This window comes from Gemmobacter sp. 24YEA27, from assembly GCF_030052995.1.
GTDB lineage: Bacteria > Pseudomonadota > Alphaproteobacteria > Rhodobacterales > Rhodobacteraceae > Pseudogemmobacter.
Genome location: NZ_JASJPW010000001.1, coordinates 1,556,166 through 1,571,174, shown reverse-complemented (window position 1 = coordinate 1,571,174; position 15,009 = coordinate 1,556,166). Strand labels below are relative to the sequence as shown.

Below are 15,009 nucleotides of genomic sequence, written 5' to 3'. Positions count from 1 at the left end.
TGTTGCCGACCCGATCCGCAAACTGCCGATCTGCCCGCCGCTCCGAACAAAAAACAGCGCGCATCCCGAATCGATGCGCGCCCGTGACAGAGACGTCGGCGCGGAATATCCGCTCACGCCGCCCCGATCAAGTCCTAACCGGCGTACCGGCCTGCCCGGCGGCCCGTCCGGGCCGCCCGCCGATCCCCGCTCAGACGCCGATGATCAGCTCCAGCCCCCAGCGGATCGCCAGATCCGTAAGGCTGAAAAAAGTCGCCGCCAGCGCTGAAAGGATGAAGACCATGATCGTCGTCAGCACCACCTCACGGCGTTTCGGCCAGTGGATCTTGCCCACTTCGCCGCGAACCTGCTGCAGGAACTGAAGAGGATTGGTCGTCGCCATAACTGCGGTATCCCGAGATAATTCCCAAAGCCGCCCCGGTCAGAAAGCTTTGGAAAGCTCCGGTCCTGGCGGCCATTCGCGCCGAGATACTGGCCTGGAGCCGGAAATTCAAGTCATTCTGCCGGCAATCCGCGACGGGAGGGGGAATTTCATTTTGCGCGACGGTTACGCCGCCGCGCCTCAGGCCTTACGTCCCGTCCGAAACACGCCCTGGCAATGACACATCTGCGCCACAATCATCCGCAAGGTTGTGTAATGTGGCTCAGCCCCCTGTTTTACGGGAATACGTGCCCGGCAGGCGGGGCAAGCCGCCTGGCAGCCCCCGCTTCAGAAGCCTGCGCGCTGGCCGTTTCCGTTCGCGCGCCAGTTAGTTTCCACGTTGCAGGCATGATTTTACCAGCAATTTGCTGGACTCACTCCCCTCCAGAGCGCAAGAGTCTCGCGGACATCTATCCAGGACCGGAGTGCCAGAATGTACAAAATCGTGACAGTTGCGGCCGCGGTCGCCTGCCTTGCTGTTCCCGCAGTTGCACAAAATTCCCGGGTTTTCGAACAGCCCTGCAATCGCGGCCCCGTGCCGCACTGGGCTATCATCAACGAGACCCATTCCGATTTTATTGATTTTATTCAGGAAGTTCGCCCGAAAATGCCGCGCGAGCAGGCAAGCTACATTGCCTATCAGGTCTGTTCAGACATGAGCATCGTCGGCAATTCAGAAGAGCTGACCAAGCGTCTCAACCTCCTGATCCGTAAAAGCGGCTATTGACCTCCCCGCCCGGGAGCACCTGAGACGGGAACACGCAGTCCTGCCCGACCGCTGCTTCGCCTGGCTCAGATAACACGGCGGAGCCTGAGCATTCCGTACCGTCTCAGCAGGGATCTGCCCCGCCCGGCGCAAGGTTTTTCGCCTCATTCTCAAAGCCGGCCCGCTGTCGGACCGGCTTTTTTGCTGTCCGTGCCCCCTGCCGTCCTTCCGTGACACCTTTAGCCGCAAGCGGCAGAAAGGGGCTCCGAACGAAAGGTGAGATACCGGCTTTCCGCGCCCCATGACATCTCCCTTGCATCCGATCGGCAAGGACGTTCGACTGCGCGATTACAGCGCTGCCGCGCTCCGGCCCTGGCCAGCCTGAAGGCTCCGCTTGGTATCAAACCGGCATCGCACTCAGCCAGACCACTACCCGCGTCGAATATCTGCTGCGATTGACCTGCTGGGGCGGGCTTAACCGCGCCGGATTTGCCGGAGGCTGATTACGACTGGTTACGCAGCCATGGCTTCACTTTCCGGACCTGCACAGACGCTGGCCTCTGCCCCGGCTGGCGGGATGCTCCCGATTGGCTCGAGGAGGTCGACCAGGTGAAAGCCACAGGTTCGGGAGAGCCTGCGAGGGATTGTTGACCCGGTCAATCCATCCCGGCGTGGCGTATTCGACGACTTAGAAGGTCCGCTATGGACCGCTTCTGTGAATGACCTCTGGCTTGATGATACAAACGGGACTGCGGCCGCAGTGGGACCGCGCAAGCCCCGGAATGGTTGATCTTCCCGGCCAATGCAGTGTCATAGCTGTAACCGAAACAGCCCACCGAAAGTTCAGGTCTGCACCCTGTATCAGGATATTGTCACGGCCACAGACTGCACGGTGGGGGATCTCCTCCATCCAGGACGCGCCCCCCCCCCCGCGCCCTTGGCATCTCGATCTGACCGGTAAGCGCCTGCATGATTCGGCACTTTGACGGAAATGGTCCCGGCACGCTGAAACACGACCGGACCGGAAGTTAACAACGTCAGGAGCAAAGGCGGCGCCCCACGGTTTCGTCGATGCGCCGCGTGCAGCGGATGGCGCTTTGCCGTTGCCACGGGGAAAAGCTGTTCTTCACTTCAAAGCAATATACGCCGCCCACGGGACCCGTGAGCTCCAGTCTGCGCACAGTACCAGCCCCGGGCGCGCGGCCCCGGAAAGGACGGCACCAGAGCAAGAAACGGAAAACACGAATGATAACCGCTTGACGCCGACTGGCGGAAAACCTAATGAAACCGCACCGTAGGGGTATAGCTCAGCTGGTAGAGCGACGGTCTCCAAAACCGTAGGTCGCGGGTTCGAACCCTGCTGCCCCTGCCAATCGAACCAAAGACTTAGTGGTTCATCCTCCCGACAATCAATGACCAGTTGGGAATTTAGTTGGGAACATGTTCCCGAGAGCCCCCCTTCTCCCCATGCAAAAAACCCCTGACCATAGACCTAGGGCTACTGACACCCCGCATCGATCAGAGCGATCAGCCGGGCCCCGCTCACCACCGACCGTGTTGCGGCGGCCCAGCTTCTGGACGGCGGCAGATCAGCTTCTGGACAAAAAAGTTGGACCGTCAGGATCTGATATCGAAGCCTGATCTCTGCCAATTCTGACAGTCACAGGACAGCCGCAAGCACCATCGCCCATATTGCGGCCCCGCCGAGGATCGACGGGACCAACCACCAGCAGGGGGGTCATTCCAACTCCGGCGGATCAGCTGCCATCTCTGCCAAAACCTCCGCAATCATCTCAGCCTCTGCCACATGCGCCGCCGAGGTGATCGCGGTAAGCGATGCCAGCATGACCCAGCTGCTGCCGGTGGTGCCGTCCTGCGGCTCGCACCAGCAGATCGGCTCAGGCGGATTGTGATCGATGTCCATCACCCGCCAGATCCGGCCGTCTGAGGCATGCGCCACCTTGATCGTCACCGTGACGCCAGAGATCAGCACGATCTCATGGCTCCAGTCGAACTGGTAAGCCTCGCCCGGTGCATAGTAGAGCGGCACATAGGCTTCTGCCGTCACCGCCCCCCGGTTCTGCGACCAGTTCCTGGCGAACCGGTGCACGGCATCATAGCCACCCTGGTATCCGAACCCACGCAGTTCCTCGAAGATGCGGATCAACGTCAGCCGTTCCCGCGCGGGCTTGTTCGCATTGGACGACAGAAACTGTTCGAGCTGCCCCTGCCAGGGACCAATCCGCGGCATCGGCTGACGCTCACGCTCGTAACTGAAGTCCGTCTCATCCGTCCGCAGGATCTTGCGCACTGTGTTCCGTGACACGTGCAGTTCTCGCACGATCTTCTTCATCGACCAGCCCTGAACGTAGAAGGCCCGCCGCTCTCGCGCGATCGTATCCACCCGCTTCATCCCCCCCTCCGTTCGCTGCCTCGCAACGAACGGTCTGACAGAACCTAAGGGGGGGCAAAATTGGACGCCGATACCCCGCATTAGGGGGTCAATTTTGCACGCCGAAACACAACCAGAACTGCTGGCTGCGGCAGGTTGTCAGCCATCACCAGATCGTAGCCGGTGTAGTCGGAATCCTGCCCAGGCGTGATCTCGGTCCTCTTCGGGAGGCCTGCGCCGTTGACGCGGAGATGGATCTTGGTCGAGAAGTGGAAGGTGGTCCAGAAAACGATCCAGTGGATCGTTTTCCCACCGGACGCTCTCGAACGGCCAGGAGCCTCTTGTCAGCAGTCCCCCTTTTGCGCCCGCCGCATGATGATGAGCGCGGATCACAGTGCTGTCGACCATCTGGAGCTTGTCTGGCGCGATCCCAGCGTGGTTCAGCGCATCCAGGATATCCTCCCACAATCCCGCCAAAGTCCACCGGCGGAACTGACGGTAGACCGAGGACCACTTGCCAAACTCTTTGGGCAGATCACGCCATGGCGCACCAGTCCTTGTGATCCAGGAAATTCCATCGAGAACAAGACGATGGTCCGCAGGTTTCCGCCCGTTAGAGTGCCGGGCGGCACGAATGAAGCCCTCGAAGAAGGTCCACTCATAGTCGGATATCAGGTTGCGTGCCAAGCTCATCTCCCACGTAGAGATGAGCTTGAATCATAGGACGAATGCCAGCGGAATCCCTTTTGTCAACACGACCTAGGCAGAAGGTCGATGCTGGCGCTTTCGCGGTCAAGATCGTCGCGCCATTCAGCTCGAAAGCTAACCCCGCTGGCCTCGGCAAACTGCTCGATGGATTGAATCGGCTCCCTTTTGCACGGCTCATGCGCTGTCGGGCCCCGGTTTCCCTACGGCTCCGCTCAAAAAAGCGGGCGCGTGCGCTGACCTGAAGCCAGCAGCAAATACCGCAGACCTGGCGGATTAGCGCTGCATCGTCCTGCCCACGCTCCGCACAGAAGGAACCGGACTACATCTTTCGCGTTACTCTCAGGATGCGGCACCCGACCCCCCGCCGCATCATCAGTTTGTATTTAATCGCCTGAACAGGCGCTTTCGGGAGGGACGTTCATGAACAGCATCATCTATCTGGTAGGCCTTGTGGTCGTGGTTCTGGCAATCCTGTCTTTTCTTGGCCTGCGCTGAGGAGGGGCGGTAATGGAACGTACAGAAACCATCACATCCGCTGCGGCACCGCGCCGCGACGTCACAGGCTCCTACATAGACTGGGCTGCCATTCTCGGCGGCACGGTGGTTGCAGCCGCGATCGGCGGGCTTTTCACCGCCTTTGGCGCTGCTCTGGGTCTGTCAACGATCTCGGCCGAGCCCGGCGAAGGATCTTTCAATCTCTGGCTTGTCGTCACGGCCATCTGGCTCGTGATCTCGCTGGTCATAAGCTATCTGGCTGGCGGCTATATCGCGGGCCGGATGCGGCGGCGCGTCGATGACGCAACCGCCGATGAGGTGTCGGCACGCGACGGGATCAATGGTCTCGTCGTCTGGGGCCTCGGAATGCTGGTCACGACCTGGATTGCCGCAGGGGCCATCAGCGGCGCCGCGACGGCCGTCGGCACGGCCGCGACGGCTGCCGGTTCGGCAGTGGGCGGTGTGGTCCAGGGCGCGGGAGCAGTTGCAGGAGGCGCGATCCAGGGCGTCACCCAGGCTGTGGGCGCAGCTATGCCCGATGATGCCGATGAAGGGCTGATGGACTACATTAACAGCACCCTTATGCGCCCCGAGGTCGACGGCATTCGTCAGGGCGTGCAGCAGGCCGACGGCACCACCTCGCCCGGAACGCCCTCGATGGATGATGCAGAGCTTGCACGGCAGAGCGGTGTGGTTCTGGGCAATGTGTTGCGGACGGGCGAGATTTCGGACGGCGATCGTGCCTTCCTCGTCGCCGCCGTCGCGCGTCGTACCGGACAGAGCGAGGCCGAGGTTGAAGCCCGTGTGGATCAGGCCGTAACGGCTGTCCAGGAGGCACGCACGAAGGCCGAAGCCGCCGTCGCGGACGCGCGCGCCGAGGCCGAGCGCCTGGCGAAAGAGGCAGAAGAGGCCGCCATCGCCGCAGCCGAGACTGCTCGTAAAAGCGCGATCCTGACCGCCTTCCTGCTGACCGCCGCCGCACTGGTGGCGGGAGCCGCAGCTGTCTCCGGCGCGGTACGCGGGGGCCGTCATCGCGACGAGAACCGCATCTGGGGCGGGTTCAGTTACCGCATCTGATCGTCATAAAACAGGCCCGGGGCGCGTCTGAACGGCGCGCCCCGATGAACTGCAAAGATGAACTACAAATGGGCGACGCGGCGATGACGCGGATCGCTCACGTGACAGAGACGGCGCCACGGGCTTCTGACGTCACTGCCCGGCGCCACACGTTCCCACCTTTGAAAGGCAGGACAGATGGCACGCAAATCCTATGACACAGCCACCGGAAATTCCGGTGAGACACAGCAGCGCGGCGGCGAGGCTCTCACCACCAATCACGGCATCCCGGTTTCCGACAACCAGAACTCACTGCGCGCGGGCGCCCGGGGACCGACGCTTCTCGAAGATTTCCTGCTGCGCGAGAAGATCTTCCATTTCGACCATGAACGCACCCCGAGCGCATCGTTCATGCCCGTGGCTCGGCCGCGCATGGGGTGTTCACCTGCACCGATCCGATCCCGGACCTCAGCCACGCCAGCCTGTTTGCCGGGAAAGGCAAGGAAACGCCGGTCTTCGCGCGGTTTTCCACGGTCGCGGGCGGGGCCGGATCGGTCGATACGCCGCGCGACGTGCGGGGTTTTGCGGTCAAGTTCTATACCGATCAGGGCAACTGGGATCTGGTCGGCAACAATATCCCGGTCTTCTTCATTCAGGACGCGATCAAGTTTCCGGACCTGATCCATTCGGTGAAGATGGAGGCCGACAAGGGCTATCCGCAGGCGGCCTCGGCGCATGATACCTTCTGGGATTTCATCTCGCTGATGCCCGAAAGCCTGCATACGGTGATCTGGGCGATGTCTGACCGCGCCATTCCGCGCAGCCTGCGGATGATGGAGGGCTTCGGCGTTCACACCTTCAAACTGGTGAATGCCAAAGGCGAGGCGCGTTTCGTCAAGTTCCACTGGCGCCCGGTACTGGGCACCCAGTCGCTGATCTGGGACGAAAGCGCCAAACTCCAGGGAGCCGACAATGACTACCACCGCCGCGATCTGCATGAGGCGATTGCAGCAGGCGATTTCCCCGAATGGGATTTCGCGGTGCAGGTCTTTGATCAGACCCTGGCCGACAGCCTGCCCTATGACGTGCTCGACCCCACCAAGATCATCCCCGAAGAGCTGGTGCCGCTGCGCGTGATCGGCCGGATGACCCTGAACCGCAACCCCGACAACCATTTCGCCGAGAATGAGCAGGCGGCTTTCCTGCCCTCGAATATCGTGCCGGGGATCGACTTCAGCGATGATCCGCTGCTGCAGGGGCGGCTGTTCTCTTATCTCGACACGCAGAAATCTCGGCTGGGCACCACGAATTTTCACCAGATCCCGGTGAATGCGCCGAAATGCCCCTATGCCAATATGATGCGCGACGGGCTGATGCAGACCGCCGTGCCGCAGGGCCGCGCGAATTACGAGCCGAACAGCCTCGATCAGGCCGGCGAGAATCCCGGGCCGCGCGCCAGCACCGAGGGCTTTGTCACCGCCCCGCAGGAGGTTGCAGGTGAAAAACTGCGGATCCGCGCGGAAAGCTTTGGCGATCATTACAGCCAGCCGCGGATGTACTGGCGCTCGATGACGGAAAATGAACAGGCGCATATCGCTTCGGCCTTCGTCTTCGAGCTGTCGAAGCTGGGGCTGGACCATGTACGCGCGCGGGTTCTGTCGCATCTGCGGGTCATCGACGAGGATCTCGGCGCGCGCGTGGCGGACGGGCTGGGGGTCGAACTGCCCGAGCCCGCCAAACCCTTCCGCGCACCGCTGGATCTTGATCCATCGGACGCGCTGTCGATCCAGAAAAACTGGCATGAGACGCTGAAAGGCCGCAAGATCGGCCTTCTGATCGCCGAAGGGTCGGACAAGGAGGGCATCGACAAGCTGACCGGGGCCATCGAGGCCGAAGGTGGCACGGTCTTTACCATCGCGCCCAAAGTCGGCCCGCTGAAGCTGAAAGGCGGCAGCATCATCCCGGATGGCCAGCTCGCCGGCAGCCCGTCGGTGCTGTTCGATGCCATCGCCATGATCCTGATGCCCGATCAGGCCGAAAAGCTGGCGAAAGACAGCGCCGCCATCGGTTTTGTGATGGATGCTTTCGCCCATCTCAAAGCCATCGGCCATTGCAAGGGCTCGGCGGTGATCCTGACCCGCGCCGGGATCGAGGATGGCGCGGGCATCGGCCCATGGGAGGACCTGCCCGACACCGCAAAGCGCCGCTACTGGGCGCGCGAAGCGGGGCTGCGTGATCTTGCATGACAGGCAGGGCCATGACGCTCAGGGCGGAGGAGATCGTCTGTCCCACCGATGCGGGCCTCTACTGCCCGCCGGGGGACTTCTACATCGACCCTCTCCGCCCAGCGCCGCGCGCGCTGGTGACCCATGGCCATTCCGACCATGCAAGGCCCGGCCATGGCGCGGTGATGGCCACGCGTGAGACGCTTGAGATCATGGCCATCCGCTATGGTGAGGATTTCACCGCCAGCCGGCAGATCGCCAATGGCCCGACCCGGATCGGGGATGTCACGGTCAGTTTCCACCCGGCTGGCCATGTACTCGGCTCGGCGCAGATCCTGATTGCACCCGATAACGGCCCGCGCATCCTGATTTCGGGCGATTACTGCCGCACGCCGAACCCCTGCTGCCAGCCATGGGAGCCTGTCGCCTGCGATGTCTTCATCACCGAGGCGACCTTTGGCCTGCCGGTCTTTCGCCACCCCGACCCGCTGACCGAGGCCGGGCGGCTGCTCGCCAGCATGGCGGAATTCCCCGAACGCCCGCATCTGGTGGGCGCCTATGCGCTTGGCAAGGCGCAGCGGGTGATCGCGCTGGCCCGCGCCGCCGGGCATCAGGCGCCCATCGCCATCCATGGCGCGCTGAAGCGGCTTTGTGACTATCACATCGAACAGGGCATCGACCTTGGCCCGCTGGTTTCCGCAACCGATCCGGCCCTTGTGTCTGGCAAGGCGCAGCTTGTGCTTGCGCCGCCCTCGGCCTTTGCCTCGCCCTGGGTTCAGCGTTTCCGGGATCCGGTGCTTTCCTATGCCTCGGGCTGGATGACAGTGCGCGCCCGCGCCCGCCAGCGTGGCATCGAGCTGCCTCTGGTGATTTCGGACCATGTCGACTGGCCGCAACTGACCACCACGATCCGCGAGCTTGGCCCCGAAGAGCTCTGGATCACCCATGGCACCGAAGACGGGTTAATGCGCTGGTGCGAGATCGAGGGCATCGCCGCGCGGCCGCTGCGCCTGGTGGGCTATGAGGATGAGCCGGAATGAAAGCCTTGGCCCGTCTGCTGGAGCGGCTGGCCTTCACCCCGGGCCGCAATGCGAAACTCACCATCCTGTCGCATTATTTCCAGGAAATCCCCGACCCCGATCGTGGCTATGCGCTGGCGGTGCTGACCGGCGGGCTGGATCTGCGGCAGGTCTCGCCCGCGCTGTTGAAGCGGCTGGCGGCCAGCCGTGTCGATGACCAGCTTTTCCGCCTGTCTTATGATTTCGTCGGCGATCTGGCCGAAACCATTGCGCTCCTCTGGCCGGGAGAGGAGGTGGCGACTGCCGAGGTCTCGGTGACCGACGCCGTCAGTTTGCTGCGCGAGACCGGCAAGCTGGCGCTGCCCGGCGTGATCGCGGATCTCCTTGACCGGCTGACCGCACCCGAGCGGCTGGCGCTTATGAAACTGGCGACAGGAAACCTGCGGGTGGGCGTCTCGGCGCGGCTTGCCCGCACCGCGCTGGCGATGGGCACCGCGCGCAGCGTCGAAGAGGTCGAAGAGATCTGGCACGGGCTTTCACCGCCCTATCTGCCGCTGTTCCACTGGCTTGCGGGTGGCCCCGCCCCCGCCCCTGCCGCAGCCCCGTTCCGCCCCGTGATGCTGTCGACCCCGGTGACGCCGGACGAGCTTTCCGCCTTTGATCCGGCAGACTATCTCGCCGAATGGAAATGGGACGGGATCCGCGTGCAGGCCGTAGCCGAAGGCGAGAGCCGCAGGCTTTACTCGCGCACCGGCGAGGATATCGGCGCCGCCTTCCCCGAAATTATCGAAGCCATGCAGTTTCAGGGCGCGGTGGATGGTGAGTTGCTGATACGCCGCGGCACCGAGGTCGCGCCCTTCAGCCATCTGCAGCAAAGGCTTGGCCGCAAGCAGGTCAGCGACAGGATGCTGCTCAGCACCCCGGCGGCCCTGCGCCTATATGATCTCCTGGTCTGGGAGGGCGAAGACCTGCGCGCCCTGCCGCTGACCACCCGCCGCGCCCGGCTGGAGGCGGCAGAGTTCGGGGCCGCCCGTATAGACATCTCGCCGCTTTTGCCGTTCAGAAGCTGGGACGATCTGGCCGTTTTGCGCGCAGCCCCCCATGCGCCGGTGATCGAGGGGGTGATGATCAAGCGCCGCGACAGCCGCTATCTCGCCGGGCGTCCGCGTGGCCCCTGGTTCAAGTGGAAACGCGATCCGATGCTGGTGGATGCTGTACTGCTTTACGCGCAGGCCGGGCATGGCAAACGCTCGGGCTTTTACTCGGATTTCACCTTCGGCCTCTGGGACGGCGCTGATCTGGTGCCGGTCGGCAAGGCCTATTTCGGCTTTACCGATGAGGAGCTGCGCGATCTGGACCGGTTCGTGCGCAAACACACCACGCAGCGTTTTGGCCCGGTGCGCCAGCTGGCCCCGAAACTGGTGGTCGAGGTGGCCTTCGAGGGGCTGAACGCCTCATCCCGGCACAAATCGGGGCTGGCGATGCGGTTCCCGCGCATCGCGCGCATCCGCTGGGACAAGCCCGCCGAAGAGGCGGACCGGCTGGAGACGCTGAGGGCGATGCTGTGACGCTTCCCCCCCTATTCGCAGACTGGTTCACCGGAAAGGGCTGGCTGCCGCATCCACATCAGCTTGCCCTTCTGGCGGCAGAGACCGACACGCTTTTGATTGCACCGACCGGGGGCGGCAAGACGCTGGCCGGGTTCCTGCCCTCGCTGGTCGATCTTTATCGGCACCCGGCCAGGGGCCTCCATACCCTCTATGTCTCGCCCCTGAAGGCGCTGACCGCAGATGTCGGGCGCAACCTGGCGCGTCCCATCGCAGGGATGAATCTTGCGATCCGGGTTGGCGACCGCACCGGCGACACGCCCGCAAGCCAACGCCGCCGCCAGCACGCCGATCCGCCCGGGATCCTGCTGACCACACCGGAATCGCTGGCGCTGATGCTGTCCTGGCCCGAGGCGGCGAAGATGTTCGCGGGGCTGAAACGCGTGGTGCTGGATGAGTTGCACGCTTTGGCAGAGTCAAAGCGCGGTGATCAGCTTATGCTCTGCCTTGCGCGGCTGCGCGGCCTTGCGCCAGCTCTGGTCACCACGGGGCTTTCCGCCACCGTCGAAGACCCCGCCGCGCTGGCGCGGTTCATGGGCGCAAAGGCGGTGCTGGAAGCGGATCCCGGCCCTGCCCCTGACATCGCGCTTTTGCCGACCCGCCAGCCGCCGCCCTGGGCCGGGGGCGGCGGGCGTTATGCGGTGCCCGATGTCCTTGATGCGGTCGCGGGGGCCAGGACCACCATCATCTTTCTGAACACCCGCGCCCAGGCAGAGCTGTTCTTTCAGGCGCTCTGGCTGGCGAATGATCAGGGGCTTCCCATTGGCCTGCATCATGGCGCCCTGGCGCGCGATGCCCGCCAGAAAGTCGAGGCTGCGATGGCGGCGGGGGCATTGCGGGCGGTCGTCGCGACCGGCAGCCTCGATCTCGGCATTGACTGGGGCGATGTGGATCTGGTGATCCAGGTGGGCGCGCCCCGGAATATCAAACGTCTCGTGCAGCGGATCGGGCGCGCCAACCACCGCTACAACGCGCCCTCCCGCGCGCGTATCGTGGCGGCGAACCGGTTCGAGGTGATCGAATGCGTCGCCGCACTCGAGGCGGCGCGGGCGGGCGAGCTCGATGGCGAGCCGCGCGGGCCGGGGCCGCTGGATGTGCTGATCCAGCAGATCCTGCTGACCGCCTGCGCAGGGCCCTTCGACGCGGACCAGCTTTACCGCGAGACGCGCACCGCCGGCCCCTATACCGACCTCAGCCGTGCGGATTTCGATGCCTGCCTCGATTTCGCGGCCACCGGCGGTTATGCCCTTCGCAGCTATGAGCGCTGGCAGCGGCTGATCCTGCGCGACGGGCGCTGGCAGCTGCGCGACCCCCGCGCCGCCCGCGATCTGCGCATGAATATCGGCACCATCACCGAGGCCGAAAAGCTGAAAGTGCGAAGGCGCGGCCGGGGCGGCGGGCCACTGGGCGAGATCGAGGAGACCTTTGCGGCCAGCCTCAGACCCGGTGACACCTTTCTCCTGGGCGGTCAGGTGCTGCGGTATGACCGCATCCGCGATCTGGTGATGGAAGTGACACCCATGCCGGGCCGGGACCCGAAAATCGCCAGCTTCTCGGGCCTGAAATTCGCCACCTCGACCGAATTATCCCGGCGCATGCTTGATATTCTGGCGGATCCCGGCCGCCATGCGGAACTGCCACCCGATATCCGCGACTGGCTGGACTTGCAGGCGAGGGTAAGTACGCTGCCCCGCCCTGGCACATTGCTTTGCGAGACCTTCCCGCGTGCGGGTCGCTGGCATCTGGTGGTCTATGGTTTCGCCGGGCAGAACGCGCATCAGACGCTGGGCCTGCTTGTCACACGCCAGATGGAGGGGCTGGGCCTTGATCCGCTGGGGTTTCTGGCCACCGATCACGCTTTGATGGTCACTTCGTTGCAGCCCGCCACCGAAATCGCGCCCCTGCTGGATGAACCGACGCTCGAACAGGGGCTGGAAGACTGGATCGCCGCCAGCTCGCTGATGAAACGCAGCTTTCGCGCAGTGGCCACCATCGCGGGCCTGATCCAGCGCAACCGCCCCGGTGCGCGCAAGACCGGCAAACAAGCGACATTTTCAAGCGACATCATCTACGACACACTGCGCCGCCATGACCCTGACCACATCCTGCTGCAGGCCACGCGGGAGGAGACCCGGCGCGGCCTGATCGATTTCGACCGGATCGGTGACATGCTGGCGCGCAATCCCCATATCGAGCTGCGCGCGCTGCCCCGCGTCTCGCCGCTGGCGGCGCCCCTGTTGCTGGAGATGGGCAGGGTCAGGCTTGCAGGGCAAGGCCAGTTGCGGCTGGCAGAACAGACGGCGCAGGACCTGATGGCAGAGGCGGGGCTTGATCGGGTGGGACAGGGTGACTGAGGGCTTTTCCTTCCGGTTTGCGGGTGAGGATTTCATCGCCCGCCCCTCCGGGGCCCTCTGGTGGCCCACGCGGCGGATGCTGATCGTGGCCGATCTGCATCTGGGGCGCGCGGAACGCTATGCAAGGCGCGGCGGCGCGCTTTTGCCCCCCTTTGAGGTGAAGGATACGCTGGCGCGGCTCGCCGCCGAGATCACGGCGCTTGACCCGGACCGGATCGTGTCACTCGGGGATGCCTTTGACGATGATCTGGCCGCAACCCGTCTGCAAGATCAGGACGCGGCGCGTCTTGCCGCCCTTGCGCAAGGGCGGGACTGGCTGTGGATCGCGGGAAATCACGATCCGGGGCAGCACGATCAAAGCAGACTGCCTCCCGGCTTTCCGGCCTCCGCTGCCCCGCAGCCCGAGGGTGCCATCAGCCTGCGCCATATTGCGGCCCAGGGGCCCGACATTTCAGGCCATATGCATCCCTCGGTGCGGCTGGCCGGACGGCGCTTTCGCTGCTTCGTCCTCGGGCGCGACCATCTGATCCTGCCGGCCTTCGGCACCTATGCCGGCGGGCTCGACATTGGCGATCCGGCCTTTGGGCCGCTGGCGGCGGGCGGCATCGCGCTTGCCTGTTCGGCAAAGATCTTCGCGCTGCCCGTTCCGGGGCGCGGCAGGCGGGACCTGCGAAAGACGCGATACATCAGGGGAAGCAGCTGAAGGACGGCGCATCATGGCAAAGCACAAGGCGAAGACCCGCAAGGATGATCTGCGAACCGGCACGCCCTTCTGGGTGAAGACGCCGCATTCGACGGTAGCGGCACAGGCGGAACTAACCCGTGAACGTTTCGACGTGATCGTGGTCGGGGCGGGCATCTCGGGAGCGCTGGTTGCCGAGGCGCTGACCAGAGCCGGGAAATCGGTGCTGATCCTGGACCGGCGGCCACCGGTGCGCGGCTCCACCCCGGCCTCGACGGCGATGATCCAGCATGAAATCGACGTGCCGCTGACACGGCTGCGCAGGAAGATCGGCAAGGATCATGCCGACCGGGCCTGGCTGCGGTCGGTCCGTGCGGTTGACGATCTGGTCTCGCTGGCCGGAAAGCTGAAGCTTGACTGCCAGATGCGCGCCAAGCCCGCGCTTTATCTGGCGGGCAATGATCTGGGCGCAAGGGCGCTGGCGAATGAGGTAAAGGCGCGCGCAGAGATCGGCATCCGCGCCGAATATCTCAGACGCGCCGATCTGATGGAGCGCTATGGCATCGACCGCCCGGCGGCGATCTGGTCCGATGCCTCGGCCTCTGCCAATCCGGCCCAGCTGACGGCGGGGCTTTTGCAGGCGGCCCTGTCGCGCAAGGCCCAGATCGTCTCGCCGGTCGAGATCACCGATATTGCGGAACTTCCCTGCGGTATCGCGCTGGCAACACGGGCTGGCGAGGTTCTGGTGGCCGACCATGCGGTGTTCTGCACTGGCTATGAATATCTGCCGCAGATGAAGACGAAATCGCATCATGTCACTTCGACCTGGGCGCTGGCCTCTGCGCCGCTCAGTCCCCTGCCCGGCTGGATGCGCGACACCATCGTTTGGGAAGCCGCCGAGCCGTATCTCTATTTTCGCACCGATGAAGCCGGGCGCGTGATCGCGGGCGGCGAGGATGAAGACGCAGGCGACGCCAATGCCGATCCGAAGAAGCTGGCGAAAAAGGCAAAGATCATCGCGAAGAAGCTGCGCGATCTGACCGGGGTGAAGATCGGCAGGCCGGCCTATACTTGGTCGGCGCCGTTCAGTGTCACCGATGACGGGCTGCCGATCATCGACCGGGTGCCTGGCTTCGAGCGCGCCTTTGCGGTTATGGGGTTTGGCGGCAATGGCATCACCTTTTCGGTCATCGGAGCGCAGATCATCGCCGCCGCGATTGCCGGCATGCCAGATCCCGATGCAGCGATCTTCCGCTATCGCTGATCCAGCCTCATGCGGCGCAGGCGGCTTTTCAGCCGCTCCTGCCCTTTGAAGATCCCGCCAATGGCGATCTCTCCGCCCGG

At 64.1% G+C, this 15,009-nt stretch carries 9 protein-coding genes, 1 tRNA gene and 3 pseudogenes; 10 read left to right on the top strand and 3 right to left on the bottom strand.

Annotated elements, in window-relative coordinates; translation table 11 throughout:
* Positions 1–190: 190 nt before the first annotated feature.
* Entirely contained in the window at positions 191–382 is a 192-nt protein-coding gene (gene secE, locus QNO18_RS07845; RefSeq protein WP_092895871.1) for a preprotein translocase subunit SecE, read from the bottom strand.
* Positions 383–854: 472 nt separating this feature from the next.
* Between secE and QNO18_RS07840 the strand changes: the two genes are divergently transcribed.
* Together QNO18_RS07840 and QNO18_RS07835 are read left to right on the top strand one after the other, a co-directional pair.
* Positions 855–1,148 carry a hypothetical protein gene (locus tag QNO18_RS07840; RefSeq protein WP_283177222.1) on the top strand — a complete coding sequence of 98 codons (294 nt, stop codon included), beginning with the start codon at positions 855–857 and terminating at the stop codon, positions 1,146–1,148.
* Positions 1,149–2,423: 1,275 nt separating this feature from the next.
* A tRNA-Trp gene (locus QNO18_RS07835) sits at positions 2,424–2,499 on the top strand.
* A gap of 579 nt (positions 2,500–3,078) precedes the next feature.
* Here QNO18_RS07835 and QNO18_RS07830 read toward each other — a convergent pair.
* Positions 3,079–3,540 (bottom strand): annotated as a pseudogene (locus QNO18_RS07830) (IS21 family transposase); the annotation flags it as partial.
* Positions 3,541–3,650: 110 nt separating this feature from the next.
* Positions 3,651–4,212: pseudogene (locus tag QNO18_RS07825) on the bottom strand (IS5 family transposase); the annotation flags it as partial.
* 522 nt (positions 4,213–4,734) lie between these two features.
* On the opposite strand from QNO18_RS07825, the gene QNO18_RS07820 reads away from it, so the two are divergent.
* The 8 genes and pseudogenes from QNO18_RS07820 (at position 4,735) to QNO18_RS07785 (ending at position 14,929) form a co-directional block, all read left to right on the top strand.
* Complete coding sequence (locus QNO18_RS07820; protein ID WP_283177221.1) at positions 4,735–5,799, top strand: hypothetical protein; 1,065 nt, start codon at positions 4,735–4,737, stop codon at positions 5,797–5,799.
* Between the two features lie 177 nt (positions 5,800–5,976).
* Positions 5,977–6,120 (top strand): annotated as a pseudogene (locus tag QNO18_RS07815) (hypothetical protein); the annotation flags it as partial.
* 95 nt (positions 6,121–6,215) lie between these two features.
* The gene (locus QNO18_RS07810; protein WP_283177220.1) at positions 6,216–8,024 is read left to right on the top strand and encodes a catalase; all 1,809 of its coding nucleotides are present in this window, start codon (positions 6,216–6,218) and stop codon (positions 8,022–8,024) included.
* A gap of 11 nt (positions 8,025–8,035) precedes the next feature.
* Entirely contained in the window at positions 8,036–9,043 is a 1,008-nt protein-coding gene (locus QNO18_RS07805) for a ligase-associated DNA damage response exonuclease (RefSeq protein ID WP_283177219.1), read from the top strand.
* Positions 9,040–10,590 (top strand): cisplatin damage response ATP-dependent DNA ligase, encoded by a 1,551-nt coding sequence (locus QNO18_RS07800; protein WP_283177218.1) that lies wholly within the window; start codon positions 9,040–9,042, stop codon positions 10,588–10,590. Before QNO18_RS07805 ends, QNO18_RS07800 begins: the two co-directional genes overlap by 4 nt.
* Complete coding sequence (locus tag QNO18_RS07795) at positions 10,587–12,983, top strand: ligase-associated DNA damage response DEXH box helicase (RefSeq protein ID WP_283177217.1); 2,397 nt, start codon at positions 10,587–10,589, stop codon at positions 12,981–12,983. The genes QNO18_RS07800 and QNO18_RS07795 overlap by 4 nt, the downstream gene beginning before the upstream one ends.
* Complete coding sequence (pdeM, locus tag QNO18_RS07790) at positions 12,976–13,686, top strand: ligase-associated DNA damage response endonuclease PdeM (RefSeq protein WP_283177216.1); 711 nt, start codon at positions 12,976–12,978, stop codon at positions 13,684–13,686. Before QNO18_RS07795 ends, pdeM begins: the two co-directional genes overlap by 8 nt.
* Before the next feature lie 13 nt (positions 13,687–13,699).
* Positions 13,700–14,929 (top strand): FAD-binding oxidoreductase, encoded by a 1,230-nt coding sequence (locus QNO18_RS07785; RefSeq protein ID WP_283177215.1) that lies wholly within the window; start codon positions 13,700–13,702, stop codon positions 14,927–14,929.
* Positions 14,930–15,009: the final 80 nt, after the last annotated feature.

Coding starts and splice junctions, on each gene's coding strand:
- QNO18_RS07840 (WP_283177222.1), top strand. CDS start 855: ATGTACAAAATCGTGACAGTTGCGGCCGCGGTCGCCTGCCTTGCTGTT.
- QNO18_RS07805 (WP_283177219.1), top strand. CDS start 8,036: ATGACGCTCAGGGCGGAGGAGATCGTCTGTCCCACCGATGCGGGCCTC.
- QNO18_RS07820 (WP_283177221.1), top strand. CDS start 4,735: ATGGAACGTACAGAAACCATCACATCCGCTGCGGCACCGCGCCGCGAC.
- QNO18_RS07800 (WP_283177218.1), top strand. CDS start 9,040: ATGAAAGCCTTGGCCCGTCTGCTGGAGCGGCTGGCCTTCACCCCGGGC.
- secE (WP_092895871.1), bottom strand. CDS start 382: ATGGCGACGACCAATCCTCTTCAGTTCCTGCAGCAGGTTCGCGGCGAA.
- QNO18_RS07785 (WP_283177215.1), top strand. CDS start 13,700: ATGGCAAAGCACAAGGCGAAGACCCGCAAGGATGATCTGCGAACCGGC.